The organism is Rhizobium sp. AP16, assembly GCF_000281735.1.
GTDB lineage: Bacteria > Pseudomonadota > Alphaproteobacteria > Rhizobiales > Rhizobiaceae > Rhizobium > Rhizobium rhizogenes.
On record NZ_AJVM01000003.1, the window covers coordinates 1 to 25,105 of the forward strand.

Consider the following 25,105-nt stretch of genomic DNA (forward strand, 5'->3'; position numbering starts at 1 on the left):
GCCCCGTCACTCGCGCCATTTCAAAGAATGAATTCCGGGCTTTTGCCGGGCCGTAAGGTCAAACAATGCGCGGGTGTAGCTCAGTCGGTTAGAGTGCCGGCCTGTCACGCCGGAGGTCGCGGGTTCGAGCCCCGTCACTCGCGCCATTTCGCTTCAAGTAACTACAATCAATCATCTATTTGCTGCGAGTGCGAAAGGCCCTTTTAGCCTTTGTGCCGATTTGTCGCGATATCGTTGCAACACATTGATAAGTCCGCTTCGCTAGTGCTTGAAGCGAGACATTCAAAAGGCTTGCGCCCGCGCTCCGGCTGCGCTAACCACGGCTTTGTTGCAACGCTCTTTCGCTTGGCTTGGGCATTTGCTCAAAGGCGCCGCCCCGGCGCTCATGGCAGGCAGGGATGGACATGATGACTGGACTGCTCAGTTCCTATATTCCGATAGCGATTTTCATTGGTATTGCCGTAGTGATCGGCCTGGCGTTGTTGATCACGCCGTTTGCCGTTGCTTTCAAGGCGCCCGATTCGGAAAAGCTCTCGGCCTATGAGTGCGGCTTTAACGCATTCGATGACGCCCGTATGAAGTTCGATATCCGGTTCTACCTGGTGTCGATCCTCTTCATCATCTTTGACCTGGAAGTCGCCTTCCTCTTTCCCTGGGCCGTATCCTTCAGTGCGATCGGCTGGCTCGGGTTCTGGTCGATGATGGTGTTCCTCGCGGTGCTGACCATCGGCTTTATTTATGAATGGAAAAAGGGAGCCCTGGAATGGGAGTAGCCCAAAGCAACACAACGCTCGTTGCGCCGCAGCCGAAGGGGATCATCGATCCCGCAACCGGTAAACCGGTTGGCAGCAACGATCCGTTCTTCGGCGAGATCAACAACGAGCTCGCCGACAAGGGTTTCCTGGTCACCTCGACCGATGAGCTGATCAATTGGGCTCGTACCGGTTCGCTGATGTGGATGACCTTCGGTCTTGCATGCTGCGCCGTCGAAATGATGCAGGTTTCCATGCCGCGTTACGACGTCGAGCGTTTCGGTTTCGCGCCGCGCGCCTCGCCGCGCCAGTCGGACGTCATGATCGTTGCCGGCACGCTGACCAATAAGATGGCTCCGGCGCTGCGCAAGGTCTATGACCAGATGCCGGAACCGCGTTACGTCATCTCGATGGGCTCCTGCGCCAATGGCGGCGGCTACTATCACTATTCCTATTCGGTTGTGCGCGGCTGCGACCGCATCGTGCCGATCGATATCTATATACCGGGCTGTCCTCCCACGGCGGAGGCGCTGCTTTACGGCGTGCTTCTGCTGCAGAAGAAAATCCGGCGCACCGGCACGATCGAACGGTAAGGCAGGGGACAAGGTATTATGAGTGAAGCCCTGAACGAGCTCGCCACCTATCTCACGGAAGTTCGTGGCGCCCTGATTTCGTCCAGCGAGATCAAGTATGGCGAGCTGAACGTGACGACGACGGCCGAAAACGTTATCGCACTGCTGACGTTCCTGCGTGATGATGCCAAGTGCGGCTTCGTCAACATGACGGATATTTGCGGCGTCGACTGGCCTCAGCGCCCCGATCGTTTCGATGTTGTCTATCATCTGCTGTCGCCGAAGAAGAACCTGCGTATCCGCATCAAGGTTCCGGTCGCTGAAGATCAGCCTGTTCCGTCGGCCTGCGGCATCTATCCGGGCGCCGACTGGTTCGAGCGCGAAACCTGGGACATGTACGGTGTTCTCTTCACCGGCCATCCGGATCTGCGCCGCATCCTGACCGACTATGGTTTTGAAGGCCACCCGCTGCGCAAGGATTTCCCGACCACCGGCTTCGTTGAAGTTCGTTACGATGACGCTGCCAAGCGCGTCGTCTACGAGCCGGTCGAGCTGAAGCAGGAATTCCGTAACTTCGATTTCTTGTCTCCCTGGGAAGGCACGGACTACGTGCTGCCGGGCGATGAGAAAGCAAAGGCATAATTTGATGGTGTGTGGCGGGCTTTCAGCCTGCCATTCTCTAGAATACCTGAAAACGCGAGCCCGTCGCCATGACAGAACATAACGTCCGCAACTTCAACATCAATTTCGGTCCGCAGCATCCGGCTGCGCACGGCGTTTTGCGTCTTGTCCTCGAGCTGGACGGCGAAATTGTGGAACGCGTCGATCCGCATATCGGCCTGCTGCATCGCGGCACGGAAAAGCTGATCGAGACCAAGACCTATCTGCAGGCCGTTCCTTACTTCGATCGCCTCGACTATGTGGCGCCGATGAATCAGGAACATGCCTATGCGCTGTCCGTCGAAAAGCTGCTCGGCATCGAAATCCCGATCCGTGGTCAGCTGATCCGCGTGCTCTACTCGGAAATCGGCCGTATCCTTTCGCATCTCTTGAACGTCACGACGCAGGCCATGGACGTCGGTGCGCTGACGCCACCGCTCTGGGGCTTTGAAGAGCGCGAAAAGCTGATGGTGTTCTATGAACGCGCCTCGGGCTCGCGCATGCATGCTGCCTACATTCGTCCGGGCGGCGTTCACCAGGATCTGCCGGAAAAGCTGGTCCAGGATATCGGCGATTGGTGCGATCCCTTCCTGAAGGCACTCGACGATATCGACGACCTTCTGACCGGAAACCGCATTTTCAAGCAGCGCAACGTCGACATCGGCGTCGTCTCGCTGGAAGACTGTTGGGCCTGGGGCTTCTCTGGCGTCATGGTTCGCGGCTCGGGTGCCGCCTGGGACCTGCGCCGCTCGCAGCCCTATGAGTGCTATTCGGATCTGGAATTCGACATTCCGATCGGCAAGAACGGCGACTGCTACGACCGGTATCTGATCCGTATGATCGAGATGCGCGAATCCGTCCGTATCATGAAGCAGTGCGTCAACCGTCTGCTCGGCGATGCCAAGACCGGTCCGGTTTCTTCGCTCGATGGTAAGGTCGTACCGCCGAAGCGTGGCGAGATGAAGCGTTCGATGGAAGCGCTGATCCACCACTTCAAGCTCTACACCGAAGGTTATCACGTCCCGGCTGGCGAGGTTTATTGCGCCGTCGAAGCGCCGAAGGGCGAGTTCGGCGTCTACCTCGTCTCCGACGGTTCGAACAAGCCGTATCGCTGCAAGATCCGCGCCCCGGGCTACGCGCATCTGCAGGCCATGGATTTCATGTGCCGCGGCCATCAGCTTGCCGACGTCGCGGCCGTACTCGGTTCGCTCGACATCGTGTTCGGTGAGGTGGATCGCTGATGCAGCAATGGCTGGTCATCGCTGCTGTGCTGCTTGTTGCTTCGGGCGCTTCCGCCCAGCAAGTCGGCAAGACGCAGACGTTGCCCAGCATCTCTCTGCAAGGTTCGAATGCCAAAAGCCCGAATGTTGCAAAGGGTGACAATGCAATCCCGCCAGGCACGGAATCGACCATGGCCGATCTCGTGTCACGCGGTTATGAAATCAAGGCCGCTGTGCCGAACGGCGGAAAGTTTGTTGTGTTTATGCAAAAAGACCAGTCGGCCTATGCCTGCGAATTCCTGTCTCTGACGGATACGCGGTGTGGGTCCATAAACTGAGATAAGGCGTGAAAGATGTCCGTTCGTCGACTAGCCGAAGATCAATTCCAGCCAGCAGCCTTCGCCTTCAACAAGGAGAACGCGGTCTGGGCGGAAAAGACGATCAAGAAATATCCAGAGGGCCGCCAGCAATCCGCGATCATCCCGCTGATGATGCGCGCGCAGGAGCAGGAAGGCTGGGTCACCAGGGCGGCTATCGAGACGATCGCCGATATGCTGGATATGGCCCACATCCGTGCGCTTGAAGTCGCGACCTTCTACACGCAGTTCCAGCTCAACCCGGTCGGCACCAAGGCGCATATCCAGGTTTGCGGCACGACGCCCTGCATGTTGCGCGGCGCCGAAGGGCTGGTGAAGGTCTGCAAGAGCAAGATCAATGGCCACGCCTTCGAACGCAATGCCGACGGCACGCTCTCCTGGGAAGAGGTCGAATGTCAGGGCGCCTGCGTCAATGCACCGATGGTCGTGATCGGCAAGGATACCTATGAGGATCTGACGCCGGAACGTCTCGAAGAGATCATCGATGCATTCTCAGCAGGCGAGGGCAGCAAAGTTCCGACCGGTCCGCAGATCGACCGCGTCTTCTCCGCGCCGGAAGGTGGCCTGACGTCGCTGACGACGGAGGCCCCGAAGGCAAAGAGCGCGAGCGGCAAGGCTTCCGCCAAGGTCGATGCAGCTCCGGTTCCGCCATCCGAAGCGGCTCGCCCAAAGAGCACCGACGCTGAAACCAACGCAGCGCTGAAGACACCGGCGACCGCGCCGGCAGCCGCCGCCAAGAATGTCAAGGCAGCCGAAGCGCAGCCGCTCTCAGGAACTGCCGCCGCCGAGCCTGTCAAGGCGCCGGCCAGCAAGGCCGAAAGCGCGCAGAAGCCGGCATTGACCGACAAGAACCGTCCGGCCGGCATCGAGAAGCCCGCGACCCCGGACGACTTGAAGCTGATTTCCGGCGTCGGTCCCAAGATCGAAGCCATCCTGCATGAATTGGGTATTTTCACCTTCGCGCAGGTCGCAAAGTGGAAGAAGGCCGAACGCGAATGGGTCGACGGCTATCTGAATTTCAAGGGCCGCATCGAGCGCGACGACTGGATCAATCAGGCCAAGGCACTCGCTAAGGGTGGCGAAGCGGAATATATCAAGGTCTTCGGCAAGAAGCCGCGGTAAGAGGTGAAGCATGTTACAAGATCAAGATCGCATCTTTACCAATATCTACGGCCACAAGGACAAGTCCCTGAAGGGCGCAATGTCGCGCGGCCATTGGGACGGCACCAAGCAGATCCTCGAAAAGGGTCGTGACTGGATCATCAACGAGATGAAGGCCTCCGGTCTTCGCGGTCGTGGCGGCGCAGGCTTCCCGACCGGCCTCAAGTGGTCCTTCATGCCGAAGGAAAACGACGGCCGTCCGCACTACCTCGTCGTCAATGCCGACGAGTCGGAGCCTGGCACCTGCAAGGACCGCGACATCATGCGCCATGATCCGCATACGCTGATCGAAGGCTGCGTCATCGCCGGTTTCGCCATGGGTGCCAACACCGCTTACATCTACGTTCGCGGCGAATATATGCGTGAGCGTGAAGCGCTGCAGGCGGCGATCGACGAATGCTACGATGCCGGACTTCTCGGCAAAAACAATAAGTTGGGCTGGGATTATGATGTTTACGTTCATCATGGCGCCGGCGCTTACATCTGCGGCGAGGAAACTGCGCTGCTCGAAAGCCTGGAAGGCAAGAAGGGCCAGCCGCGCCTGAAGCCGCCATTCCCGGCCAATATGGGTCTCTACGGCTGCCCGACCACCGTCAACAACGTCGAGTCGATCGCCGTTGCCCCGACGATCCTGCGTCGCGGCGCCGGTTGGTTCTCCTCCTTCGGTCGTCCGAACAATGTCGGCACGAAGCTGTTCATGCTCTCCGGCCACGTCAATCGTCCGTGCACGGTCGAAGAAACGATGGGCATCACCTTCCGCGAACTGGTCGACAAGCATGCCGGCGGTATTCGCGGCGGTTGGGACAATCTGCTTGCCGTCATTCCCGGCGGCGCGTCGTGCCCGATCGTTCCGGCGGCCGACATCATCGATTGCCCGATGGATTTCGACGGCCTGCGCGAAGTCAAGTCGTCCTTCGGTACGGCGGCGGCCATCGTCATGGACAAGTCCACCGACGTCATCAAGGCGATCGCCCGCATCTCGGCCTTCTTCAAGCATGAAAGCTGCGGCCAGTGCACGCCGTGCCGTGAAGGCACCGGCTGGATGTGGCGCGTGCTGGAACGTATGGCCAAGGGCAATGCGCAGAAGCGCGAGATCGACATGCTGTTCCAGGTGACGAAGCAGATTGAAGGCCATACCATCTGTGCGCTCGGCGATGCCGCCGCATGGCCGGTACAGGGTCTGATCCGCAACTTCCGCCCGGAAATCGAAAAGCGCATCGACCAGTACACGGCCAATGCGACGAGTCACGGCGCAGTGCTGGAAGCAGCCGAGTAAGGATGACGATGGCGAAGACCTCAGATACCAGGCAAGACAGCGGAGCGGCCGATGCATCGGCTGATCTCGGCCGTATTGCTGCGGATATGCTGCGGAACGCGCCGGTCATGCCGATCCATCCGTTGATGGCCCATCCGGCGGCAGCATTCGCCGCGGCTGCTGCCATCGGTTTCGGTTTCACGTCGCAGATCGCCGGAGCGTTCTTCGGTGCGCTGCAGGGCGCGGTCGAAGCGACGAACAGGCAATCTGTTGTGCCGGATGAAGAAAAGCCGGTGGCGAAGAAGGACGGGGCAGGGGAAGCGAAGCCGGTCAGGGCGTCGCCCGTTGCCAAGCCCACCGTTGCAAAGCAGGCAGCGGTGAAGAAGGTCGAGCCAAAGCCGGCCGCGGTGAAAACTGCGCCAGCAAAGGTGTCGGCGAAGGCCAAAGCCAAGATTGCCGTTGAGGCGCCGGTTGCGGCTAAGCCAGCGGCGGCTCCAGTGCGCAGCCGCAAGGCTGCCGTGAAGACGGATGACCTGAAGCGGATTTCGGGCATTGGTCCGAAGCTTGAGCAGGTTCTGAACGGGCGCGGCATTCTGCGCGTTGCCGATATCGCCGCCTGGAGCGACGCGGATATCGATCGGATCGATGCGGCTCTCGGTTTCGACGGCCGTATTCGCCGTGACGATTGGGTCGGCCAGGCAAAGGCGCTCCAGCCGAAAGGCCGGGCTTGAGAGTTTTCCACGGCTGATCCAGCCTGGGAGCGAGAATGAGCGGTGGACATGGTGCGAGCGCGGCTCGTGATCGTGTCGCCGGAATGCGGATCTTGTGGGGGACAAGGTTCGGCAAAGGTGATTGTGAGCAAGACTGGTGCCACGCGGCTCAAATGCCGTGCCGGTGGCGAGTAGGTGTTGCGGTCATGAAATTGTCTGTGGCCAGGTTCGGCGGCAGACGTGACATAGGACTGAGTGGACGATGGCAAAACTGAAGATTGACGGCAAAGAGATCGAAGTCCCGGATCACTACACGCTTATCCAGGCGTGCGAGGAAGCCGGCGCCGAAGTCCCGCGCTTCTGCTTCCATGAACGACTGTCAGTGGCCGGCAATTGCCGCATGTGCCTCGTCGAAGTGAAGGGTGGCCCGCCGAAGCCGCAGGCTTCCTGCGCCATGGGCGTGCGCGATATCCGCGGCGGCCCGAACGGCGAGCTTCCGGAAGTCTTCACCAACACGCCGATGGTCAAGAAGGCCCGCGAAGGCGTGATGGAATTCCTGCTGATCAACCATCCGCTGGATTGCCCAATCTGCGATCAGGGTGGCGAATGCGACCTGCAGGACCAGGCCATGGCTTTCGGTATCGACTCGTCGCGCTATCAGGAAGATAAGCGCGCCGTCGAAGACAAGTATATCGGCCCGCTCGTCAGCACCGTGATGAACCGCTGCATCCACTGCACGCGCTGCGTCCGCTTCACGACGGAAGTCGCCGGCATTTCTGAACTCGGCCTGATCGGCCGTGGCGAAGACGCCGAAATCACCACCTATCTCGAGCAGGCGATGACCTCCGAGCTGCAGGGCAACGTTGTCGACCTTTGCCCGGTCGGCGCGCTGACCTCGAAGCCCTTCGCCTTCACGGCCCGTCCGTGGGAACTGAACAAGACTGAATCGGTCGACGTCATGGACGCACTCGGCTCGGCCATCCGCGTCGACACCCGCGGCCGCGAAGTCATGCGCGTGCTGCCGCGCGTCAACGAGCAGATCAATGAAGAATGGATCTCCGACAAGACCCGCTTCATCTGGGACGGTCTGAAGACGCAGCGCCTCGACAAGCCTTACGTCCGCAAGGACGGCCGCCTGCAGCCGGCGACCTGGGGCGATGCCTTCGCTGCCATAAAGTCTGCGGTCGTTGCTACGAGCGGCGACAAGATCGGCGCGATCGCTGGCGACCTCGCTTCCGTCGAGGAAATGTACGCTCTCTCCGAGCTGCTGAAATCGTTGGGATCGGAAAATCTCGACTGTCGCCAGGACGGGACGGCGCTTGATCCGTCGCTAGGCCGTGCAAGCTACATCTTCAATCCGAGCATCGAAGGCATCGAAGCCGCCGATGCCTTGTTGATCATCGGCGCCAATCCTCGCTTCGAGGCGGCGGTGATGAATTCGCGTATCCGTAAGCGCTGGCGTCGTGGCAAGTTCCCGATCGGTGTGATCGGCGAACATGGCGACCTGCGTTACCCCTACGACTATCTCGGCGCCGGTCCGGAGACGCTTGCCGATCTCGTCAGCGGCTCGCACAGCTTCGCCGACGTTCTGAAGACCGCGCAGAAGCCGATGATCATCATTGGCCAGGGCGCGCTCATCCGCGAAGACGGCGTCAAGGTGCTGGCGAATGCCGCCAAGCTCGCCGCCGCTGTCGGCGTGGTCAAGGATGACTGGAACGGCTTCGCAGTGCTGCACACCGCAGCATCCCGCGTCGGCGGCCTCGATCTCGGCTTCGTGCCGGGCGAAAAGGGCGTCAACGCTCAGGCAATGCTCTCTTCGATGGACGTTCTCTTCCTGCTCGGCGCCGACGAACTCGACTTCAGCCGCAAGGGCGCGAAGTTCACCGTCTACATCGGCTCGCATGGCGACAACGGCGCGCACAATGCCGACGTCATCCTGCCGGCTGCCACCTACACCGAAAAGTCGGGCACCTGGGTCAACACCGAAGGCCGCGTACAGGTCGGCAACCGTGCAGGCTTCGCCCCGGGCGATGCCCGCGAGGACTGGGCTGTCATCCGCGCTCTTTCCGACGTACTCGGCAAGAAGCTTCCCTTTGATTCGCTGAGAGAATTGCGCGTCAAGCTCTATGCCGCTTTCCCGCATTTCGCCGGTATTGACGAGATCGCCGAAGGCGATAGCGCTCAAATTGTCGCACTTGCGAAAAAAGCCGGCGCGATGGGCAAATCCGCGTTTGCTTCGCCGATCAAAGACTTCTATTTGACGAACCCGATAGCGCGTGCCTCGGCGGTTATGGCCGAGTGCTCCGCATTGGCCCGCAACAATTTCCAGGCTGCGGCAGAGTAAGGGCAGAGGACCATGGATTCATTCGTTTCGACCTATCTCTGGCCGGCGCTGATTATGATTGGTCAGTCCCTGCTGCTTCTGGTCTGCCTGCTGGTCTTCATCGCCTATATCCTTCTTGCCGACCGCAAGATCTGGGCGGCCGTTCAGCTGCGCCGCGGCCCGAACGTCGTCGGTCCCTTCGGCCTTTTCCAGTCCTTCGCCGACCTTTTGAAGTTCATGGTCAAGGAGCCGATCATTCCGGCCGGCGCCAACAAGGCAGTCTTCCTGCTGGCGCCGCTGGTTTCCGTGGTGCTGGCGCTCTCCACCTGGGCCGTTGTGCCGGTGGCGAACGGCTGGGTTATCGCCAACATCAATGTCGGCATTCTCTACATTCTGGCGATCTCGTCGCTCGAAGTGTACGGCATCATCATGGGCGGCTGGGCTTCGAACTCGAAGTATCCGTTCCTCGGCGCGCTGCGTTCGGCCGCGCAGATGGTGTCCTACGAAGTCTCGATCGGCCTCGTCATCGTCACCGTGCTGCTCTGCGTCGGTTCGCTCAACCTGACGGATATCGTCATGTCGCAGCAGACCGGCCTCGGCACCAAGCTCGGTCTGCCGGCCTCGTTCCTCGACTGGCACTGGCTGTCGCTGTTCCCGATGTTCATCGTGTTCTTCATTTCGGCTCTGGCTGAAACGAACCGTCCGCCCTTCGATCTTCCTGAAGCGGAATCGGAACTGGTTGCCGGCTTCATGGTCGAATACGGTTCCGCGCCGTACATGATGTTCATGCTCGGCGAATATGCCGCCGTCGTTCTGATGTGCTCGCTGACCACGATCCTTTTCCTCGGTGGCTGGTTGCCTCCGGTCGATATCTGGATCCTGAGCTGGGTTCCGGGCATCATCTGGTTCATGCTGAAGGCATGCTTCGTCTTCTTCATGTTCGCTATGGTCAAGGCTTTCGTGCCGCGCTACCGCTACGACCAGCTCATGCGTCTCGGCTGGAAGGTATTCCTGCCGCTGTCGCTCGCCATGGTCGTCATTGTTGCATTCGTGCTGAAGCTGACGGGATGGGCATGATGATGTCGATCCTCGCTTCAAGCAGATTTGGAGGTTGAAGATGGCCGGATTTTCCAACGCCGTCAGCTCGGTGTTCCTCAAGGAATTCGTCGGCGCATTCTTTCTGTCGATGCGTTACTTCTTCAAACAGAAGGCGACGATCAATTATCCCTTCGAAAAGGGACCGGTCAGCCCGCGCTTCCGTGGCGAACACGCCTTGCGCCGCTATCCGAACGGCGAAGAGCGCTGCATCGCCTGCAAGCTTTGCGAAGCGATCTGTCCTGCCCAGGCTATCACCATCGAAGCCGGGCCGCGCCGCAATGACGGCACCCGCCGCACGGTGCGTTACGACATCGATATGGTGAAGTGCATCTATTGCGGCTTCTGCCAGGAAGCCTGCCCGGTCGACGCCATCGTCGAAGGGCCGAACTTCGAATTCGCCACCGAAACCCGCGAAGAGCTTTATTTCGACAAGGCGCGGCTTCTGGAAAATGGTGACCGCTGGGAACGCGAAATCGCGCGCAACATCGCGATCGACTCGCCGTACCGCTAAGCGGAACTTTGAATATGCCGTGACGGGCGGCTGAGATAGTCGCCGTCGCGGTTGAATAGAGACCGGGGCTTTGTGCCGGACATGTGTCCGGCCAAGTCCCATCGGGCAGGGACACTCCCGGCTGCCCGGGGGAAGACGAAAAAGGCACCAACATGGGTCTGCAGGCTCTTTTTTTCTATATCTTCGCCTTTGTCGCGGTGGCGTCGGCGTTCATGGTTATCTCGGCGCGGAATCCGGTCCACTCGGTCCTGTTCCTCATCCTGGTCTTCTTTAATGCCGCTGGCCTCTTCCTCCTCCTGGGGGCGGAATTCCTGGCGATGATCCTGCTGGTCGTCTATGTCGGCGCGGTTGCGGTTCTCTTCCTCTTCGTCGTCATGATGCTCGACATCGACTTCTCGGAGCTGAGGGCTGGCATTCTGGAATATGCCCCGATCGGCGCGCTGATCGGCATCATCCTTGCCGCCGAGTTGATCGTCGTCGTCGGTGGCAGCGTGATTTCGCCCGAGATCGCCAGGTCGGTCGCCATGCCGATCCCGGCTTTGACGGAGCGGACGAACACCGCCGCGCTCGGCGACGTGCTCTATACCAACTACGTTTATTTCTTCGAGATCGCCGGCCTTGTGCTGCTGGTCGCGATGATCGGCGCCATCGTTCTGACGCTGAGACATCGCACGCACATCAAGCGCCAGAATATTTCCCAACAGGTCGCCCGCACGCCCGCGACCGCCGTCGAGGTGGTCAAGGTCAAGCCGGGGCAGGGCGTCTGAGGCGAGGCACGAGGGTCAAAGGAACAAGAACATGGTCATCGGACTTTCCCACTACCTCACGGTCAGCGCCATCCTTTTCGTGCTCGGCGTCTTCGGTATCTTCCTGAACCGCAAGAACGTGATCATCATTCTGATGTCGGTCGAGCTCATCCTGCTCGCGGTCAACATCAACATGGTCGCCTTCTCGTCGTTCCTCAACGACATCGTCGGCCAGGTCTTCGCTCTGTTCATTCTGACCGTCGCTGCTGCCGAAGCGGCCATCGGTCTGGCAATTCTCGTCGTCTTCTACCGTAACCGCGGCTCCATCGCCGTCGAAGACGTCAACGTGATGAAGGGCTGATACAGCTATGTTCCTATATAAGGCTATCGTCTTTCTTCCCCTAATTGGCGCGATCATCGCCGGCCTGTTTGGCCGCGGCATCGGTGCCAAGGCGTCGGAATACGTCACTACCGGCTTGATGATCATTGCCGCGATCCTGTCCTGGGTCGCCTTCTTTACCGTGGCGCTCGGCCACGTCGAAGGCCCGATCAAGGTCGACGTGCTGCGCTGGATCCAGTCCGGCGGCATCGACGTCGCCTGGTCGCTGCGCATCGATACGCTGACCTCGGTGATGCTGATCGTCGTGAACTCGGTTTCGACCCTCGTTCACGTCTATTCGATCGGGTACATGCACCACGATCCGCATCGTCCGCGCTTCTTCGCCTATCTCTCGCTCTTCACCTTCGCCATGCTGATGCTGGTGACCTCCGACAACCTCGCCCAGATGTTCTTCGGCTGGGAAGGCGTTGGTCTCGCCTCGTATCTGCTCATCGGCTTCTGGTTTAAGAAGCCGTCGGCGTCCGCGGCCGCGATGAAGGCCTTCATCGTCAACCGTGTCGGCGACTTCGGTTTCGTGCTCGGCATTGCCGGCGTCTTCGTGCTCTTCGGCTCGATCAACTTCGACGTCATCTTCGGCAATGCCCAGGCATTTGCCGCGGGGCAGGGCGGTCAGCCGGGCGATATCGTTCTGAACCTCTTCGGCATGCATCTTGATCGCGGCCATGCGCTGACTGGCGTCTGCCTGCTGCTCTTCATGGGCGCCATGGGTAAGTCGGCGCAGTTCCTGCTGCACACCTGGCTGCCGGACGCCATGGAAGGCCCGACACCGGTGTCGGCGCTCATTCATGCCGCGACCATGGTTACCGCCGGCGTCTTCCTCGTCGCCCGCATGTCGCCGATCTTCGAACTCTCGCCGGATGCGCTGACCGTCGTCACCATCATCGGCGCGATTACCGCCTTCTTCGCGGCAACCGTCGGTCTCGTGCAGAACGACATCAAGCGCGTCATCGCCTATTCGACCTGTTCGCAGCTCGGCTACATGTTCGTGGCGCTGGGCGTCGGCGCTTACGGCGCTGCTATCTTCCACCTGTTCACCCACGCCTTCTTTAAGGCTCTGCTCTTCCTTTGCGCCGGCTCGGTCATCCATGCCGTCGATGGCGAGCAGGACATGCGCTTCATGGGCGGCCTTCGTCCGCACATCCAGAAGACCTTCTGGATGATGGTCATCGGCACGCTGGCGATCACCGGCGTCGGCATTCCCCTGACGCATATCGGTTTTGCCGGGTTCCTCTCGAAGGACGCGATCATCCTCGCTGCCTTCTCCTCGCATAATCCGGCCGCTGGTTTTGCCTTCACGCTGCTGGTCATCGCCGCGATGTTCACCAGCTTCTATTCCTGGCGCCTGATTTTCATGACCTTCTTCGGCAAGCCCCGCGCTTCGCATGAGGTCATGCATCATGTCCATGAATCGCCGAACGTCATGCTGATCCCGCTCTACCTGCTGGCCATCGGCGCTGTCGCCGCCGGCATGTATTTCCACGCCGATTTCGTCGGTCATGAATATGAGGAGTTCTGGAAGCACGCGCTCTTCACGCTGCCGGACAACAAGATCCTCGAAGAGATGGAGCATGCACCGCATTGGGTTGAGCTCAGCCCGTTCATCGCGATGCTGCTTGGTCTCGTGACCGCCTGGTACATGTACATCAAGTCGCCGGAAACGCCGAAGGTGCTCGCAAAGCAGCATCGTGCGCTCTACGAGTTCCTTTTGAACAAGTGGTACTTCGACGAGCTCTATGACTTCCTCTTCGTCCGGTCGGCCAAGGCGCTCGGTCGCTTCCTCTGGAAGAAAGGTGACGTCGGGGTCATCGATACCTACGGTCCGAATGGTATTGCGGCCCGCGTCTCTGATGTCACCAACCGCGTCGTTCGCCTGCAGACCGGTTACCTCTATCACTACGCCTTCGCGATGCTGCTCGGTATTGCAGCCCTCGTTACCTGGATGATGCTCGGGAGTTCCCTCTGATGACCGATTGGCCTATTCTTTCAACGGTCACGTTCTTGCCGCTGGTCGGCGTTCTCATCCTGCTGTTCATGCGGGATGACGGACCCAATGGCCGCCGCAATATCCTGAACGTCTCGCTGCTGACGACGGTCTTCACCTTTATCGTTTCGCTGTTCATCTGGATCGGTTTCGATAACGCCAATCCGGGCTTCCAGATGATCGAGAAGCATGGCTGGCTCGGCACCGGCATCAGCTATCACTTGGGCGTCGACGGCATCTCCATGCTGTTCGTCATCCTGTCGACCTTCCTGATGCCCTTCTGCGTGCTGGCAAGCTGGCTCTCGGTCGAGAAGCGCCTGAAGGACTACATGATCGCCTTCCTCGTCCTTGAGACGATGATGATCGGCGTCTTCGTGTCGCTGGATATCGTGCTGTTCTACGTCTTCTTCGAAGCTGGCCTCATCCCGATGTTCCTGATCATCGGTGTCTGGGGCGGCAAGGACCGCGTCTACGCCAGCTACAAGTTCTTCCTCTATACGCTGCTCGGCTCGGTTCTGATGCTGCTCGCCATCATGGCGATGTACTGGCAGGCCGGTACGACGGATATCCCGGCGCTGCTTGCCTACAAGTTTCCGCCGCATATGCAGACATGGCTATGGCTTGCCTTCTTCGCCTCCTTCGCGGTGAAGATGCCGATGTGGCCGGTCCATACCTGGCTTCCCGACGCGCACGTCCAGGCGCCGACGGCGGGCTCGGTCATCCTGGCCGGCATTCTTCTGAAGCTCGGCGGCTACGGTCTCATCCGCTTCTCGCTCGGCATGTTCCCGAACGCGTCGGAATATTTCGCACCGCTCGTCTTTGCGATGTCGGTCATCGCCATCATCTACACCTCGCTGGTGGCGCTGATGCAGGAAGACATCAAGAAGCTGATCGCCTACTCCTCGGTCGCGCACATGGGCTATGTCACCATGGGCATCTTCGCGGCCAACCAGCAGGGCGTGCAGGGCGCGATCTTCCAGATGCTGTCGCATGGCATCGTCTCGGGCGCTCTCTTCCTCTGCGTCGGCGTGATCTATGACCGTACCCATACCCGAGAAATCGCAGCCTATGGCGGCCTGGTCAACAACATGCCGAAATACGCGGTCGCGATGATGGTCTTCACCATGGCCAATGTCGGTCTGCCCGGCACCTCCGGCTTCATCGGTGAATTCCTGACCCTGATCGGCGTCTTCCGCGTCAATACCTGGGTTGCGCTGTTTGCCGCTACCGGTGTCATCCTTTCGGCCGCTTACGCGCTTTGGCTTTACCGCCGCGTCATCTTCGGCGCGCTGGAAAAGGAAAACCTGAAGAAGCTGCTGGATCTGTCGCCGCGCGAACAGCTGATCCTCTATCCGCTGATCGCGTTGACGATCCTCTTCGGCGTCTATCCGGCTCCGATCTTCGATGCGACGGCCGCTTCGGTGGATCTGCTTGTGAACAACTACACCGCAGCCCTGCACGCCGCGCAGAATGTTGCGCTGTCGATGAATTGATGACGGGACTTATTCGACATGACTGCTGACACAATTCTTGCAAGCCTGCATCTTTCCATCCCGGAGCTCATCCTCGCGGTCGGTGCGCTTGTGCTGCTCATGATCGGCGTCTTCTCAGGCGAACGGTCCGGTCCCACGGTCACCGGTCTTGCCATCGCGGTTCTCGCGGTGGCCGGTCTCTGGATCATCTTTGTGCCGGGCGAAGGCTTGGCCTACGGCGGCGCCTATCTCGCCGACGGCTTCTCGCGCTTCATGAAGATCGTCGCGCTGGTCGGCTCGATCGTCGCCATGTTCATGAGCATGGGGCAGGCGCGCGAGCAGCAGCTCGATCGCTTTGAATTCCCGGTGCTCCTGTTGCTGGCGACCCTCGGCATCTTGCTGATGATCTCGGCGCATGACCTGATCTCGCTCTATCTGTCGCTGGAGCTGCAGTCGCTGGCGCTCTACGTCGTCGCTGCCATCAACCGCGACAGCCTGAAGTCGACGGAAGCGGGCCTGAAGTATTTCGTGCTCGGCGCGCTGTCCTCGGGCATGCTGCTTTACGGCATGTCGCTGGTCTACGGCTTCACCGGCCACACGACCTTCGATGCGATTGCGACCGCGCTCAGTGCCGAGACCCGTTCGCTCGGCCTGGTCTTCGGTCTGGTCTTCGTTCTCGCCGGCCTTGCATTCAAGATCTCCGCCGTGCCGTTCCACATGTGGACACCGGACGTCTATGAAGGCGCGCCGACACCGGTCACCGCTTTCTTCGCGGCTGCTCCGAAGGTTGCGGCCATGGCGATCCTCACCCGCATCGTGATCACCGCTTTTCATCCGGTGCTCGCCGACTGGCAGCAGATCATCGTCTTCATCTCGATCGCCTCGATGGTGCTCGGCGCCTTCGCGGCGATCGGGCAGCGCAACTTCAAGCGGCTGATGGCCTATTCCTCCATCGGTCACATGGGCTATGCGCTGGTCGGTCTTGCCGCCGGCAATCAGACCGGCGTCTCTGGTGTCATGCTCTATATGGTCATCTACATGGTCATGACCCTCGGCGTCTTCGCCATTATCATGGCGATGCGCCGCAAGGATGGACGTCAGGTTGAAAATGTCGACGATCTCGCCGGCCTTTCGACGACCAACCCGTTCATGGCGGTCGTGCTGACGGCGCTGATGTTCTCGCTGGCAGGCATCCCGCCGCTTGCAGGCTTCTTCGGGAAGTACTTCGTTTTCGTCGCGGCTATCCAGGCCCATCTCTATGCGCTTGCCATTATCGGCGTTCTCTCGTCGGTCGTCGGCGCCTACTACTATCTGCGCGTTATCAAGCTGATGTGGTTCGATGAAGCCAAGGACGAGTTCGTCCGTACGGACGGTTCGCTGCGTCTGGTCTTCGGCCTCTCGGGTCTCTTCGTCATCACCTACATCTTCTTTGGTGGTGCTATCGGTGGTGCTGCCGATCTTGCCGCCGCGACGCTGTTTTGATGGCGACTGACATGAACAGCCGGAAGTCGCTTGCCGACTTCCGGCATGATGCTCTCTCAGAGACTGCGTCCACCAATAGCGAATGCCTGGAGCGGGCGCGGGCCGGTGACGCCGGAAATCTCTGGGTGACGGCGGCCCGCCAGACCGGCGGTCGTGGACGCCGCGGGCGTCCCTGGGTGTCCGAACCCGGCAATCTCTACGCTTCTCTTCTTCTCATCGATCCAGCCCCCATGGACCGCCTCGGCTCTTTGCCTCTGGCTGTCGCCGTCGGTGTGCATCAGGCGGTGGGCGGCGTGCTGCCTCTGGCGGCGGAGCCCGTCGAGGTCAAGTGGCCGAACGACATCCTGATCGGTCGCAAGAAGACCTGCGGCATTCTGATCGAAGGCGAAGCGCTCCCCGACGGGCGCTACGCGCTGGTCATCGGCATTGGCATCAATGTGACCTTTATGCCCGACAATCCGATGTATCCGGTCACCTGCCTGCGCGAGCAAGGCTCCACGGTGTCGCCGGAAGAACTGTTTGCACATCTCTACGCCTCCATGGCCGAGGCGTTGGCCGTCTGGAACAGCGGCAAGGGTGTTCGCGAGACAACGGCGCGCTGGCGCGAAGTTGCTTGCGGCATTGGTGAAAAGATCACAGTGAATCTGCCGGACCGTTCGATTTCCGGGCATTTTGCCGGAATTGATGATAATGGCTTGTTGATGCTCGACGCCGGCGGCGGCAAGGTTTTGCCGATCGCGGCGGGCGACGTTTTTTTCAGATCGTAGGTAAAAGATAGATATGGCGAAGCAAGACGAACTGGTGTTTCTGCCTCTCGGCGGCGTCGGCGAGATCGGCATGAACCTCGCCCTTTACGGCTATGGAACGCCGGAACATCGTCAGTGGATCATGGTCGATTGTGGCGTCACCTTTCCGGGGCCGGATCTGCCGGGCGTCGATCTCGTGCTCCCCGACATCCGTTTCCTCGCCAAGGAACGCAAGAACCTCAAGGGCATCATCATCACGCACGCCCATGAGGATCATTACGGCGCTCTGAGCGATCTCTGGCCGGGCCTGAACGTCCCCGTCTATGCCTCGGGCTTTACCGCCGGCCTGCTGGAAGCCAAGCGCGATTACGAAAAGACCATGGGCCAAATCCCGATCACTCCGTTCAAGGCTGGTGACCGCATCAATGTCGGCCCCTTCAGCATCGAAGGCGTCGCCGTCAATCACTCCATTCCCGAGCCGATGTCGCTGATGATCCGCACGCCGGTCGGCAATGTCATCCATACCGGTGACTGGAAAATCGACCACGAGCCGTCGCTTGGGCCGCTCACCGACGAGGCGCGCTTCCGCCAGCTTGGCGACGAGGGCGTGCTGGCGCTGATGTGCGATTCCACCAACGCTCTGCGTGATGGTGTATCGCCCTCGGAAAAGGATGTTTCCGCAAGCCTGCGCAAGATCATCGAGAATGCCGAGGGCAGGGTGGCGATCACCACCTTCTCCTCGAATGTCGGCCGCATTCGCACCATTGCCGAGGCAGCCGAGGCCGCGGGTCGCGAGATTTTGCTGCTCGGCAGTTCGCTGAAGCGCGTGGTCGATGTCTCCCGCGATATCGGCATCATGGAAGGCCTCAAGCCGTTCATTGCCGAGGACGAGTATGGCTATATCCCGCGCGACAAGGTCGTCATCATCCTGACGGGCAGCCAGGGCGAGCCCCGCGCCGCCCTTGCCAAGCTCTCACGCGATGAGATGCGCCACGTCGCGCTTGCCGCCGGCGATATCGTCGTTTTCTCCTCGCGCGCCATCCCCGGCAACGAGAAGGCGATCCAGGATATCAAGAACGGTCTCACCGAGCAGGGCGTGCATGTGGTGACGGACGCCGAAGCACTGGTCCACGTCTCCGGCCACCCCCGTCGCAACGAGTTGCAGAAGATGTACGAATGGACGCGGCCGAAAGTCGTCGTGCCGGTGCATGGCGAGCCGACGCATCTCGCAGCGCATAAGGAATTGGCCGAGCAATCCGGCATCGCCATCGTGCCCAAGGTTCGCAATGGCGACATATTGCGGCTGGCGCCCGGTTCGGTCGAAGTGATCGGCCAGGCCCCGCATGGCCGCATCTTCAAGGACGGCATACTGATCGGTGATTTCGACGAGATGGGTATCGGCGAGCGCAAGAAGCTCTCCTATGTCGGTCATGTCGCCGTCAACGTCGTGCTCGATGCCCGTTACGACATCGTCGGCGATCCGGATATCGTCGCGATCGGCCTGCCGGCCTATGACGACGAGGGCGAGGAGATGGAAGATACGCTCTTCGACGCTGTCGTCAGCGCCATCGAGAGCATTCCGCGCGCTCGCCGCAAGGATATCGACATGCTGCAGGAAGCCGCGCGCCGCGCCGTGCGCGCTGCCGCCAATCATGGCTGGGGCAAGAAGCCTGTCGTGACCGTCTTCGTCACGCGCATGGCGGGTTGATCCACGGTTTCGATCCGATCAAGGAAGAGAGAACAGCCATGCTCGGACGCATCAATCATATTGCGATTGCGGTTCCTGATATTGCCGCCGCCGCCGCCATCTATCGCGAAACGCTGGACGCCAAGGTATCCGAGCCGCAATCCCTGCCGGAACATGGCGTCACCGTCGTTTTCGTCGAGCTGCCGAACAGCAAGGTCGAGCTCGTGGAGCCGCTTGGCGATGCCTCGCCGTTGTTGAAATTCCTTGCTAAGCATCCCACTGGCGGCATGCATCACATCTGCTACGAGGTGGAGAATATCCTTGCGGCGCGCGATCGGCTGATCGCAGGCGGCGCGCGGGTGCTGGGCGATGGCGAACCCATGATCGGCGCCCATGGCAAGCCGGTGCTCTTCCTGCATCCGAAGGACTTCTTCGGGACGCTCATCGAGCTTGAGCAAGTGTGACATTAGGGCGCTGGGCCGCGCTTTGAAACCTGGCGGCTTTGGCTCTATAAGCTGTTGTGGATGAGGAGGAGACGGGTCGATCTTGGCCTGTCTTGAGGGAGCATATGGCCCAGCAGATTTTCTCGACTTGCGCCGTCTATTTTGTTGTCTGGTGGATCACGCTGTTCGCCGTCCTGCCGTTTGGCCTGCGCACGCAAGCTGAGGACAATCATGTCATCCTCGGCACGATCGAAAGCGCGCCGACGAAATTCCGGGGTTTGCGGGTGGTGCTGATCACGACGCTGGTATCCGCCGTGATCTATGCGGCATGGTATGTCAGCGCGCATTATTTCGGCTTCGGTTTCAACTCCATGCCGCAGATCATTCCACATTATGACGACTAAGGCCCATGCCCGGAAATTTCCGGGATGCAGGACTGGAAATCCTATGTCATTGAATAGCCCGGAAACTGTCACACCTTCGTCATGTGACTGGGGCAAAGAGACTGCGCAACAAGGGGCGTCGCACCGTACCGGCTGACCGGCCCAAAGGGGCGCTTCAAAGCTTGGTTTTTGAGAAGATCCTGTGGCTGCTTGAAACGAGAAAGCAAAAAAAAACAAGGCGGTAAGCCTTGTTTTTAAGTATCGCGTGATCCTTATCCGTTGCCGGGGCAGCGACGAGCGCGCCTAAGATCTGATCCTCCCAAGACTTGACCGCGAAACGACAAGAATTTAGCCTTCCTGCCTCTTTTGTGAGCTAAAATTAGCTCAAAGAATGAGCTTTGTCATCTGTTTTTTTGCTTTTTTGTTACAGTCGCGCAGAATTTTTCTGTTGACAGTTTCTCGCCACAAATCCTTATAAACATGCATTTTTTCGAATTCGCGAAAATGGTTGATGGCGTCCGGTATTTGCGGGCGCGCGCCGGATTCGCGCCGCGCAAATGCGGGTTTCCTTCCTGCCCCGAAGCAGTTATGAACTGCCTCAAGCAGTCAATTTTTTAACGATTCCGCCGGACGCGGAACGTCAAACCATCTGGAATCAACCCATGCGCCTGTCTCGTTACTTCATGCCCATCCTGAAGGAAAATCCCAAGGAGGCGGAAATCGTTTCCCACCGGCTGATGCTGCGTGCCGGCATGATCCGCCAGCAGTCGCAAGGCATCTATTCCTGGCTGCCGTTGGGCAAGCGCGTTCTCGACAAGGTCAACAAGATCATCCGTGAGGAGCAGAACCGTTCCGGCGCCATCGAGCTGTCGATGCCGACTTTGCAGTCGGCTGAGCTCTGGCAGGAAAGCGGTCGTTACGACGCTTATGGCAAGGAGATGCTACGCATCAAGGACCGTCAGGACCGGCCCATGCTCTACGGTCCGACCAACGAGGAGATGATCACCGACATCTTCCGTTCCTCCGTCAAGTCCTACAAGGACCTGCCGCTGAACCTCTACCATATCCAGCTGAAGTTCCGCGACGAGATCCGTCCGCGCTTCGGCACGATGCGCTCGCGTGAGTTCATGATGAAGGATGCCTATTCCTTCGATCTGACGCAGGAAGGCGCCGTGATCGCCTACAACAAGATGTTCGCGGCCTATCTGCGCACCTTCGATCGTCTTGGTCTGAGGGCAATTCCGATGCGTGCCGACACCGGCCCCATCGGCGGCGAGCTCAGCCATGAGTTCATCATCCTCGCTGATACCGGCGAATCCGAAGTCTTCTGCCATAAGGATTTCGTCAATTTCGACATTCCATCGGAAGACACGAACTTTGATGACGTTGCCGGCCTGAAGGGCATCTTCGACAAATGGACGTCGCTTTATGCGGCAACCTCCGAAATGCACGACGAGGCGACCTTCAACGCTATCCCCGAAGGCGAGCGCCTGTCGGCCCGCGGCATCGAAGTCGGCCACATCTTCTATTTCGGCACGAAATATTCCGAGCCGATGGGTGCGAAAGTGCAGGGTCCGGATGGCAAGGAACACGCCGTCCACATGGGATCTTACGGTATCGGCCCGACACGCCTTGTTCCCGCCATCATCGAAGCATCGCATGACGAGAACGGAATCATCTGGCCGGCCTCGGTCGCGCCCTTTGATGTCGTCGTGATCAACATGAAGTCCGGCGACCAGGCCTGCGACGCCGCTTGCGAGACGATCTACGCGGCTCTGTCCAAGGCTGGCAAGGATGTCCTGTTCGACGATCGGGACGATCGTGCCGGAACGAAGTTCGCGACGGCCGATCTGATCGGCGTGCCCGTGCAGATCATCGTCGGGCCGCGTTCGATCGCGGGCGGCGAAGTGGAAGTCAAGGACCGCAAGACGGGCGCCCGCGAGACGATGACCGTCGAAGCGGCGATCAATAAACTGGCAGGCTGATACAGGAATAGGATGAGAAGCGAATGGCGGTAACCGCGGCAGCCGAGCAGCAGGAAAAGTCTTTCACGACTGGTCCGTCATCGCGTCCATTCTCCGGTTTCGAGCGGCTTGTCGCCTGGCGCTATCTGCGCTCCCGGCGCAAGGAAGCATCGATTTCGGTCATTGCCGGCTTCTCGCTGGTCGGCATCATGCTCGGCGTCGCGGCGCTGATCATCGTCATGGCCGTGATGAACGGTTTTCGCGCCGAGCTTTTCAAGCAGATTCTCGGCTTCAACGGCCATGTCATTGTCCAGCCAATCGATTCACCGCTGAATGACTATGCCTCGCTCGCTCAGAAATTTGCAGCCGTTCCCGGCGTCACCATGGCTTTGCCGTTGGTCGAGGGCGAGACGCTCGCCTCCGGTCGCGGCGGCTCCGGCACAGGCGCGCTTGTGCGCGGCATCCGCTCCGAGGACCTGACGAAGCTCAAGACGGTTTCGGACCATATCGTCGATGGCGACATGGTCGGCTTTGCCGCCGGCCAAGGCGTCATGGTGGGGTCGCGCCTGGCACGGCAACTCGGCCTCACGGTCGGCGACCAGATCACGCTGACCGCGCCCGACGGCGATGTCACGCCGTTCGGGGTCAATCCGCGCGTCAAGGCCTATAGTATTTCCGGCATCTTCGAAGTGGGCATGTCGGAATATGATTCCTCCGTGGTCTTCATGCCGCTCGAAGAGGCGCAGCTGTTTTTCAATGCCGAAGGGATCGTCGAGAAGATCGAGCTCTTCATCAGCAATCCCGATGATGTCGACCTCTTGAGGCCGAAGATCGAAGCGGCGGCGGGTCGTCAGATTTTTCTGACCGACTGGCGGCAGGTCAACGCCACCTTCTTCTCGGCGCTCCAGGTCGAACGCAACACCATGTTCATGATCCTGACGCTGATCGTCATCGTCGCAGCGCTCAATATCATCTCCGGCCTGATCATGCTGGTGAAGGATAAGGGAAGCGATATTGCCATCCTTCGCACCATGGGCGCGACATCGGGCGCGATCATGCGTATCTTCTTCATGACGGGCGCCGCGATCGGCGTTGTCGGCACTCTCGCCGGCGTCGCGCTTGGCGTTCTCGTCTGCCTCAACATTGAATCGATCCGCCAGTTCTTCTCCTGGATATCGGGCACGGTGATCTTCAATCCCGAGGTCTATTTCCTCAGCAAGCTGCCGGCCCAGATGAACCTGAGCGAGACCATCTCCGTGGTCGTGATGGCGCTGACGCTATCCTTCCTCGCCACGATCTTCCCGGCCTGGCGTGCCTCGCGGCTCGATCCGGTGCAGGCGCTACGGTACGAATAAGGAATTCCACATTTGATGAAACGCAACGTCGTTCTCCAGCTCTCGGGCGTGGAGCGTCATTACGGGCAGGGCGATACCCGGCTGTCGATCCTGAAGAGCGCTGATTTCGCCCTGCATAGCGGCGAGATCGTCGCCCTGGTCGCGCCGTCCGGGACAGGTAAGTCGACGCTCCTGCATGTCGCCGGCCTGCTGGAACATCCCGATGCCGGCGAGGTGACGATCAACGGCCATGCCTGTGAAGGACTGTCCGATGAAAAGCGCACGGCCGTTCGCCGCAGCGAAATCGGTTTCGTCTATCAGTTTCATCATTTGCTGCCGGAGTTTTCAGCGCTTGAAAATATCATGATGCCGCAGCTGATTTCCGGCCTCTCGCGGAAGGAGGCAAGCGTCCGCGCTGCCCAGCTTCTCGATTACATGCGTATCGGCCACCGTGCCGATCACCGCCCGGCAGAACTGTCCGGCGGCGAGCAGCAGCGCGTCGCCATCGCCCGCGCCGTTGCCAATGCGCCGCTGGTGCTGCTGGCCGACGAGCCGACCGGCAACCTCGACCCTGAAACCGCGCATTATGTCTTCGACGCGCTCGAAGCGCTGGTGCGGCAGTCGGGTCTTGCAGCGCTGATCGCCACGCACAATCACGACCTTGCGGCCCGCATGGATCGTCGCGTTACCATCAACGACGGCAAGGTCGTCGAGTTCTGATCGTCCGTCAGGGGACGATCAGCCCGCCGCGATAGTCCAGCTCGTAAGCCTTGCGCTCATTCACCAGGATGACTTCGTGGCCGATGAAGTGATCGCAGCCGCCGGTGCTGCGGTCGACATAGCGGCCGAGCGGATGGTCGAATTCGAAGCCGCCGAGAAAGCGCTTCTCATCGAGATAGAGCCGCAGCAGCGACGCCTTGATGATCATCCCCGCCGTCGTGCCGTCGATCAGATCGGGCTCGACGATGCGTCCGAAATAATTCATCGCCCAGACCGGCTTATCATCGAGCCAGACAATTTCCTGTCCGGCGAAATCCGTCCCGCCGAAATAGCTGTCGAGGTAGCGCCAGCGGCCGCTGGCATAACCGATATCATGTGAACCGCTGCGGCAGGACGGCAGTCTTTCGCCATCGCCGACATAGGTTTCGGCCTTCGCGGTGACAATGAAATGATTCAGCTCGGCAGGATCCGGCACGGTTCTCTCCATTCATGGTGAGCGATCAACATGTCACGTGCACCACGATTTGTAAAGAACATATAGTGAACAAATAGGGTGTTGTTACTGGCTGACGCCGCAGCCTTTTTGGCCGAGATCGTCCTCCCAGTCCTCGATCTTGACGGTCTTGCCTTCGGTCTTGAGGTCTTTGCCGCCCTTCGTCGCCTTGCCGGTCAGGACATTGTAATCGCAGCTATAGCCGCCATCGGGGTTCAGCGTGTCGCGGTACACATAGGTGTATCCGGCAACGACGAAGGCGTTGTTGCGGAAGGCGAGCGTGAGCGTCTGCTCCCAGCGGTCGCGTCCGATGGCATCATTCTGCGAGGTGACGGCGAGCGAGCCGTTCGGGAGCGCCTTGATGGAGGGTTCCTGGCCAAAGATGCCGTCGGGCTCCGTACTGCCCCACACCTTGTTCGGTGCGGCCGCCGCAAGCCTCAGCAGGGAGTGTTCGCCGTCGCGCAGGTAGATGTAGATACCGATGGAACTGTCCGCCTGATCATCAGGCGCCGGCGCCACCAGCAAAGCGAGATCCGGTTTGCCGTCCTTGTTCCAGTCGCCGATTGCGGCATCGACGATACGCCCGGGCGCGACGGCGGTTTCGGCGGCGGCCGC

Annotated in this window: 25 protein-coding genes and 1 tRNA gene; 24 read left to right on the top strand and 2 right to left on the bottom strand. The window is 60.0% G+C overall.

Annotation, left to right across the window (positions count from 1 at the left end; genetic code table 11):
- Positions 1 to 69: 69 nt before the first annotated feature.
- From PMI03_RS03585 to PMI03_RS03700, 24 genes are all read left to right on the top strand, one after another.
- Positions 70 to 146, top strand: a tRNA-Asp gene (locus PMI03_RS03585).
- 261 nt (positions 147 to 407) lie between these two features.
- Positions 408 to 773 (top strand): NADH-quinone oxidoreductase subunit A, encoded by a 366-nt coding sequence (locus tag PMI03_RS03590; protein WP_034519477.1) that lies wholly within the window; start codon positions 408 to 410, stop codon positions 771 to 773.
- Positions 764 to 1,345: an NADH-quinone oxidoreductase subunit B family protein gene (locus tag PMI03_RS03595; RefSeq protein WP_007689948.1), complete on the top strand. Its 582-nt coding sequence runs from the start codon at positions 764 to 766 to the stop codon at positions 1,343 to 1,345. Before PMI03_RS03590 ends, PMI03_RS03595 begins: the two co-directional genes overlap by 10 nt.
- A gap of 18 nt (positions 1,346 to 1,363) precedes the next feature.
- Positions 1,364 to 1,966 carry an NADH-quinone oxidoreductase subunit C gene (locus PMI03_RS03600; RefSeq protein WP_007689949.1) on the top strand — a complete coding sequence of 201 codons (603 nt, stop codon included), beginning with the start codon at positions 1,364 to 1,366 and terminating at the stop codon, positions 1,964 to 1,966.
- Positions 1,967 to 2,034: 68 nt separating this feature from the next.
- A complete protein-coding gene (locus PMI03_RS03605; RefSeq protein WP_007689950.1) occupies positions 2,035 to 3,225 on the top strand; it encodes an NADH-quinone oxidoreductase subunit D in 1,191 nt (396 codons plus the stop codon).
- A complete protein-coding gene (locus tag PMI03_RS03610) occupies positions 3,225 to 3,542 on the top strand; it encodes a hypothetical protein (protein ID WP_007689951.1) in 318 nt (105 codons plus the stop codon). The genes PMI03_RS03605 and PMI03_RS03610 overlap by 1 nt, the downstream gene beginning before the upstream one ends.
- A gap of 15 nt (positions 3,543 to 3,557) precedes the next feature.
- Positions 3,558 to 4,703, top strand: coding sequence for an NADH-quinone oxidoreductase subunit E (locus PMI03_RS03615; protein ID WP_007689952.1), 1,146 nt, complete (start codon positions 3,558 to 3,560; stop codon positions 4,701 to 4,703).
- A gap of 10 nt (positions 4,704 to 4,713) precedes the next feature.
- Complete coding sequence (nuoF, locus tag PMI03_RS03620; RefSeq protein WP_007689953.1) at positions 4,714 to 6,018, top strand: NADH-quinone oxidoreductase subunit NuoF; 1,305 nt, start codon at positions 4,714 to 4,716, stop codon at positions 6,016 to 6,018.
- A gap of 8 nt (positions 6,019 to 6,026) precedes the next feature.
- Entirely contained in the window at positions 6,027 to 6,728 is a 702-nt protein-coding gene (locus tag PMI03_RS03625; RefSeq protein WP_007689954.1) for a 5' DNA nuclease, read from the top strand.
- A gap of 241 nt (positions 6,729 to 6,969) precedes the next feature.
- Entirely contained in the window at positions 6,970 to 9,051 is a 2,082-nt protein-coding gene (gene nuoG, locus PMI03_RS03630) for an NADH-quinone oxidoreductase subunit NuoG (protein WP_007689955.1), read from the top strand.
- Between the two features lie 12 nt (positions 9,052 to 9,063).
- Positions 9,064 to 10,107, top strand: a complete 1,044-nt coding sequence (gene nuoH, locus PMI03_RS03635; protein WP_007689956.1) for an NADH-quinone oxidoreductase subunit NuoH — start codon at positions 9,064 to 9,066, stop codon at positions 10,105 to 10,107.
- Between the two features lie 40 nt (positions 10,108 to 10,147).
- Positions 10,148 to 10,639 carry an NADH-quinone oxidoreductase subunit NuoI gene (nuoI, locus tag PMI03_RS03640; RefSeq protein ID WP_007689957.1) on the top strand — a complete coding sequence of 164 codons (492 nt, stop codon included), beginning with the start codon at positions 10,148 to 10,150 and terminating at the stop codon, positions 10,637 to 10,639.
- Between the two features lie 152 nt (positions 10,640 to 10,791).
- Positions 10,792 to 11,406 (top strand): NADH-quinone oxidoreductase subunit J, encoded by a 615-nt coding sequence (locus PMI03_RS03645; RefSeq protein WP_007689958.1) that lies wholly within the window; start codon positions 10,792 to 10,794, stop codon positions 11,404 to 11,406.
- A 31-nt stretch (positions 11,407 to 11,437) separates the two neighbouring features.
- Complete coding sequence (gene nuoK / locus PMI03_RS03650; RefSeq protein WP_007689961.1) at positions 11,438 to 11,746, top strand: NADH-quinone oxidoreductase subunit NuoK; 309 nt, start codon at positions 11,438 to 11,440, stop codon at positions 11,744 to 11,746.
- A gap of 7 nt (positions 11,747 to 11,753) precedes the next feature.
- The gene (nuoL, locus tag PMI03_RS03655) at positions 11,754 to 13,748 is read left to right on the top strand and encodes an NADH-quinone oxidoreductase subunit L (protein ID WP_007689964.1); all 1,995 of its coding nucleotides are present in this window, start codon (positions 11,754 to 11,756) and stop codon (positions 13,746 to 13,748) included.
- Entirely contained in the window at positions 13,748 to 15,259 is a 1,512-nt protein-coding gene (locus tag PMI03_RS03660) for an NADH-quinone oxidoreductase subunit M (RefSeq protein WP_007689967.1), read from the top strand. Before nuoL ends, PMI03_RS03660 begins: the two co-directional genes overlap by 1 nt.
- 18 nt (positions 15,260 to 15,277) lie before the next feature.
- A complete protein-coding gene (nuoN, locus tag PMI03_RS03665) occupies positions 15,278 to 16,720 on the top strand; it encodes an NADH-quinone oxidoreductase subunit NuoN (protein ID WP_007689969.1) in 1,443 nt (480 codons plus the stop codon).
- Between the two features lie 11 nt (positions 16,721 to 16,731).
- The gene (locus PMI03_RS03670) at positions 16,732 to 17,487 is read left to right on the top strand and encodes a biotin--[acetyl-CoA-carboxylase] ligase (RefSeq protein WP_374188745.1); all 756 of its coding nucleotides are present in this window, start codon (positions 16,732 to 16,734) and stop codon (positions 17,485 to 17,487) included.
- A 13-nt stretch (positions 17,488 to 17,500) separates the two neighbouring features.
- On the top strand, positions 17,501 to 19,174 hold the full coding sequence (locus PMI03_RS03675; RefSeq protein ID WP_007689973.1) for a ribonuclease J: 1,674 nt from the start codon (positions 17,501 to 17,503) through the stop codon (positions 19,172 to 19,174).
- A gap of 38 nt (positions 19,175 to 19,212) precedes the next feature.
- Positions 19,213 to 19,617, top strand: a complete 405-nt coding sequence (gene mce, locus PMI03_RS03680; protein ID WP_007689975.1) for a methylmalonyl-CoA epimerase — start codon at positions 19,213 to 19,215, stop codon at positions 19,615 to 19,617.
- A 104-nt stretch (positions 19,618 to 19,721) separates the two neighbouring features.
- Entirely contained in the window at positions 19,722 to 20,000 is a 279-nt protein-coding gene (locus PMI03_RS03685) for a DUF1467 family protein (RefSeq protein ID WP_007689977.1), read from the top strand.
- A gap of 641 nt (positions 20,001 to 20,641) precedes the next feature.
- The gene (gene proS / locus PMI03_RS03690) at positions 20,642 to 21,964 is read left to right on the top strand and encodes a proline--tRNA ligase (protein WP_007689979.1); all 1,323 of its coding nucleotides are present in this window, start codon (positions 20,642 to 20,644) and stop codon (positions 21,962 to 21,964) included.
- A gap of 23 nt (positions 21,965 to 21,987) precedes the next feature.
- Positions 21,988 to 23,298, top strand: coding sequence for a lipoprotein-releasing ABC transporter permease subunit (locus tag PMI03_RS03695; protein ID WP_007689982.1), 1,311 nt, complete (start codon positions 21,988 to 21,990; stop codon positions 23,296 to 23,298).
- Between the two features lie 15 nt (positions 23,299 to 23,313).
- Positions 23,314 to 23,997 (top strand): ABC transporter ATP-binding protein, encoded by a 684-nt coding sequence (locus PMI03_RS03700; RefSeq protein WP_007689984.1) that lies wholly within the window; start codon positions 23,314 to 23,316, stop codon positions 23,995 to 23,997.
- Positions 23,998 to 24,004: 7 nt separating this feature from the next.
- Here PMI03_RS03700 and PMI03_RS03705 read toward each other — a convergent pair whose 3' ends face one another.
- Positions 24,005 to 24,472 (bottom strand): DUF5680 domain-containing protein, encoded by a 468-nt coding sequence (locus tag PMI03_RS03705; protein WP_007689986.1) that lies wholly within the window; start codon positions 24,470 to 24,472, stop codon positions 24,005 to 24,007.
- An 84-nt stretch (positions 24,473 to 24,556) separates the two neighbouring features.
- Positions 24,557 to 25,105, bottom strand: a 549-nt coding sequence (locus PMI03_RS03710) for a hypothetical protein (RefSeq protein ID WP_007689987.1), incomplete at its 5' end; no start/stop codon positions are given.

Excerpts from the sequence above, each read along its gene's own strand:
- proS (WP_007689979.1), top strand. The coding sequence starts at position 20,642 with ATGCGCCTGTCTCGTTACTTCATGCCCATCCTGAAGGAAAATCCCAAG.
- PMI03_RS03610 (WP_007689951.1), top strand. The coding sequence starts at position 3,225 with ATGCAGCAATGGCTGGTCATCGCTGCTGTGCTGCTTGTTGCTTCGGGC.
- nuoK (WP_007689961.1), top strand. The coding sequence starts at position 11,438 with ATGGTCATCGGACTTTCCCACTACCTCACGGTCAGCGCCATCCTTTTC.
- nuoH (WP_007689956.1), top strand. The coding sequence starts at position 9,064 with ATGGATTCATTCGTTTCGACCTATCTCTGGCCGGCGCTGATTATGATT.
- PMI03_RS03605 (WP_007689950.1), top strand. The coding sequence starts at position 2,035 with ATGACAGAACATAACGTCCGCAACTTCAACATCAATTTCGGTCCGCAG.
- nuoL (WP_007689964.1), top strand. The coding sequence starts at position 11,754 with ATGTTCCTATATAAGGCTATCGTCTTTCTTCCCCTAATTGGCGCGATC.
- PMI03_RS03670 (WP_374188745.1), top strand. The coding sequence starts at position 16,732 with ATGAACAGCCGGAAGTCGCTTGCCGACTTCCGGCATGATGCTCTCTCA.
- PMI03_RS03695 (WP_007689982.1), top strand. The coding sequence starts at position 21,988 with ATGGCGGTAACCGCGGCAGCCGAGCAGCAGGAAAAGTCTTTCACGACT.
- PMI03_RS03700 (WP_007689984.1), top strand. The coding sequence starts at position 23,314 with ATGAAACGCAACGTCGTTCTCCAGCTCTCGGGCGTGGAGCGTCATTAC.
- PMI03_RS03645 (WP_007689958.1), top strand. The coding sequence starts at position 10,792 with ATGGGTCTGCAGGCTCTTTTTTTCTATATCTTCGCCTTTGTCGCGGTG.
- PMI03_RS03685 (WP_007689977.1), top strand. The coding sequence starts at position 19,722 with ATGGCCCAGCAGATTTTCTCGACTTGCGCCGTCTATTTTGTTGTCTGG.
- PMI03_RS03625 (WP_007689954.1), top strand. The coding sequence starts at position 6,027 with ATGGCGAAGACCTCAGATACCAGGCAAGACAGCGGAGCGGCCGATGCA.
- nuoG (WP_007689955.1), top strand. The coding sequence starts at position 6,970 with ATGGCAAAACTGAAGATTGACGGCAAAGAGATCGAAGTCCCGGATCAC.
- PMI03_RS03590 (WP_034519477.1), top strand. The coding sequence starts at position 408 with ATGACTGGACTGCTCAGTTCCTATATTCCGATAGCGATTTTCATTGGT.
- PMI03_RS03615 (WP_007689952.1), top strand. The coding sequence starts at position 3,558 with ATGTCCGTTCGTCGACTAGCCGAAGATCAATTCCAGCCAGCAGCCTTC.
- PMI03_RS03600 (WP_007689949.1), top strand. The coding sequence starts at position 1,364 with ATGAGTGAAGCCCTGAACGAGCTCGCCACCTATCTCACGGAAGTTCGT.
- nuoI (WP_007689957.1), top strand. The coding sequence starts at position 10,148 with ATGGCCGGATTTTCCAACGCCGTCAGCTCGGTGTTCCTCAAGGAATTC.
- mce (WP_007689975.1), top strand. The coding sequence starts at position 19,213 with ATGCTCGGACGCATCAATCATATTGCGATTGCGGTTCCTGATATTGCC.
- PMI03_RS03595 (WP_007689948.1), top strand. The coding sequence starts at position 764 with ATGGGAGTAGCCCAAAGCAACACAACGCTCGTTGCGCCGCAGCCGAAG.
- nuoN (WP_007689969.1), top strand. The coding sequence starts at position 15,278 with ATGACTGCTGACACAATTCTTGCAAGCCTGCATCTTTCCATCCCGGAG.
- nuoF (WP_007689953.1), top strand. The coding sequence starts at position 4,714 with ATGTTACAAGATCAAGATCGCATCTTTACCAATATCTACGGCCACAAG.
- PMI03_RS03675 (WP_007689973.1), top strand. The coding sequence starts at position 17,501 with ATGGCGAAGCAAGACGAACTGGTGTTTCTGCCTCTCGGCGGCGTCGGC.
- PMI03_RS03660 (WP_007689967.1), top strand. The coding sequence starts at position 13,748 with ATGACCGATTGGCCTATTCTTTCAACGGTCACGTTCTTGCCGCTGGTC.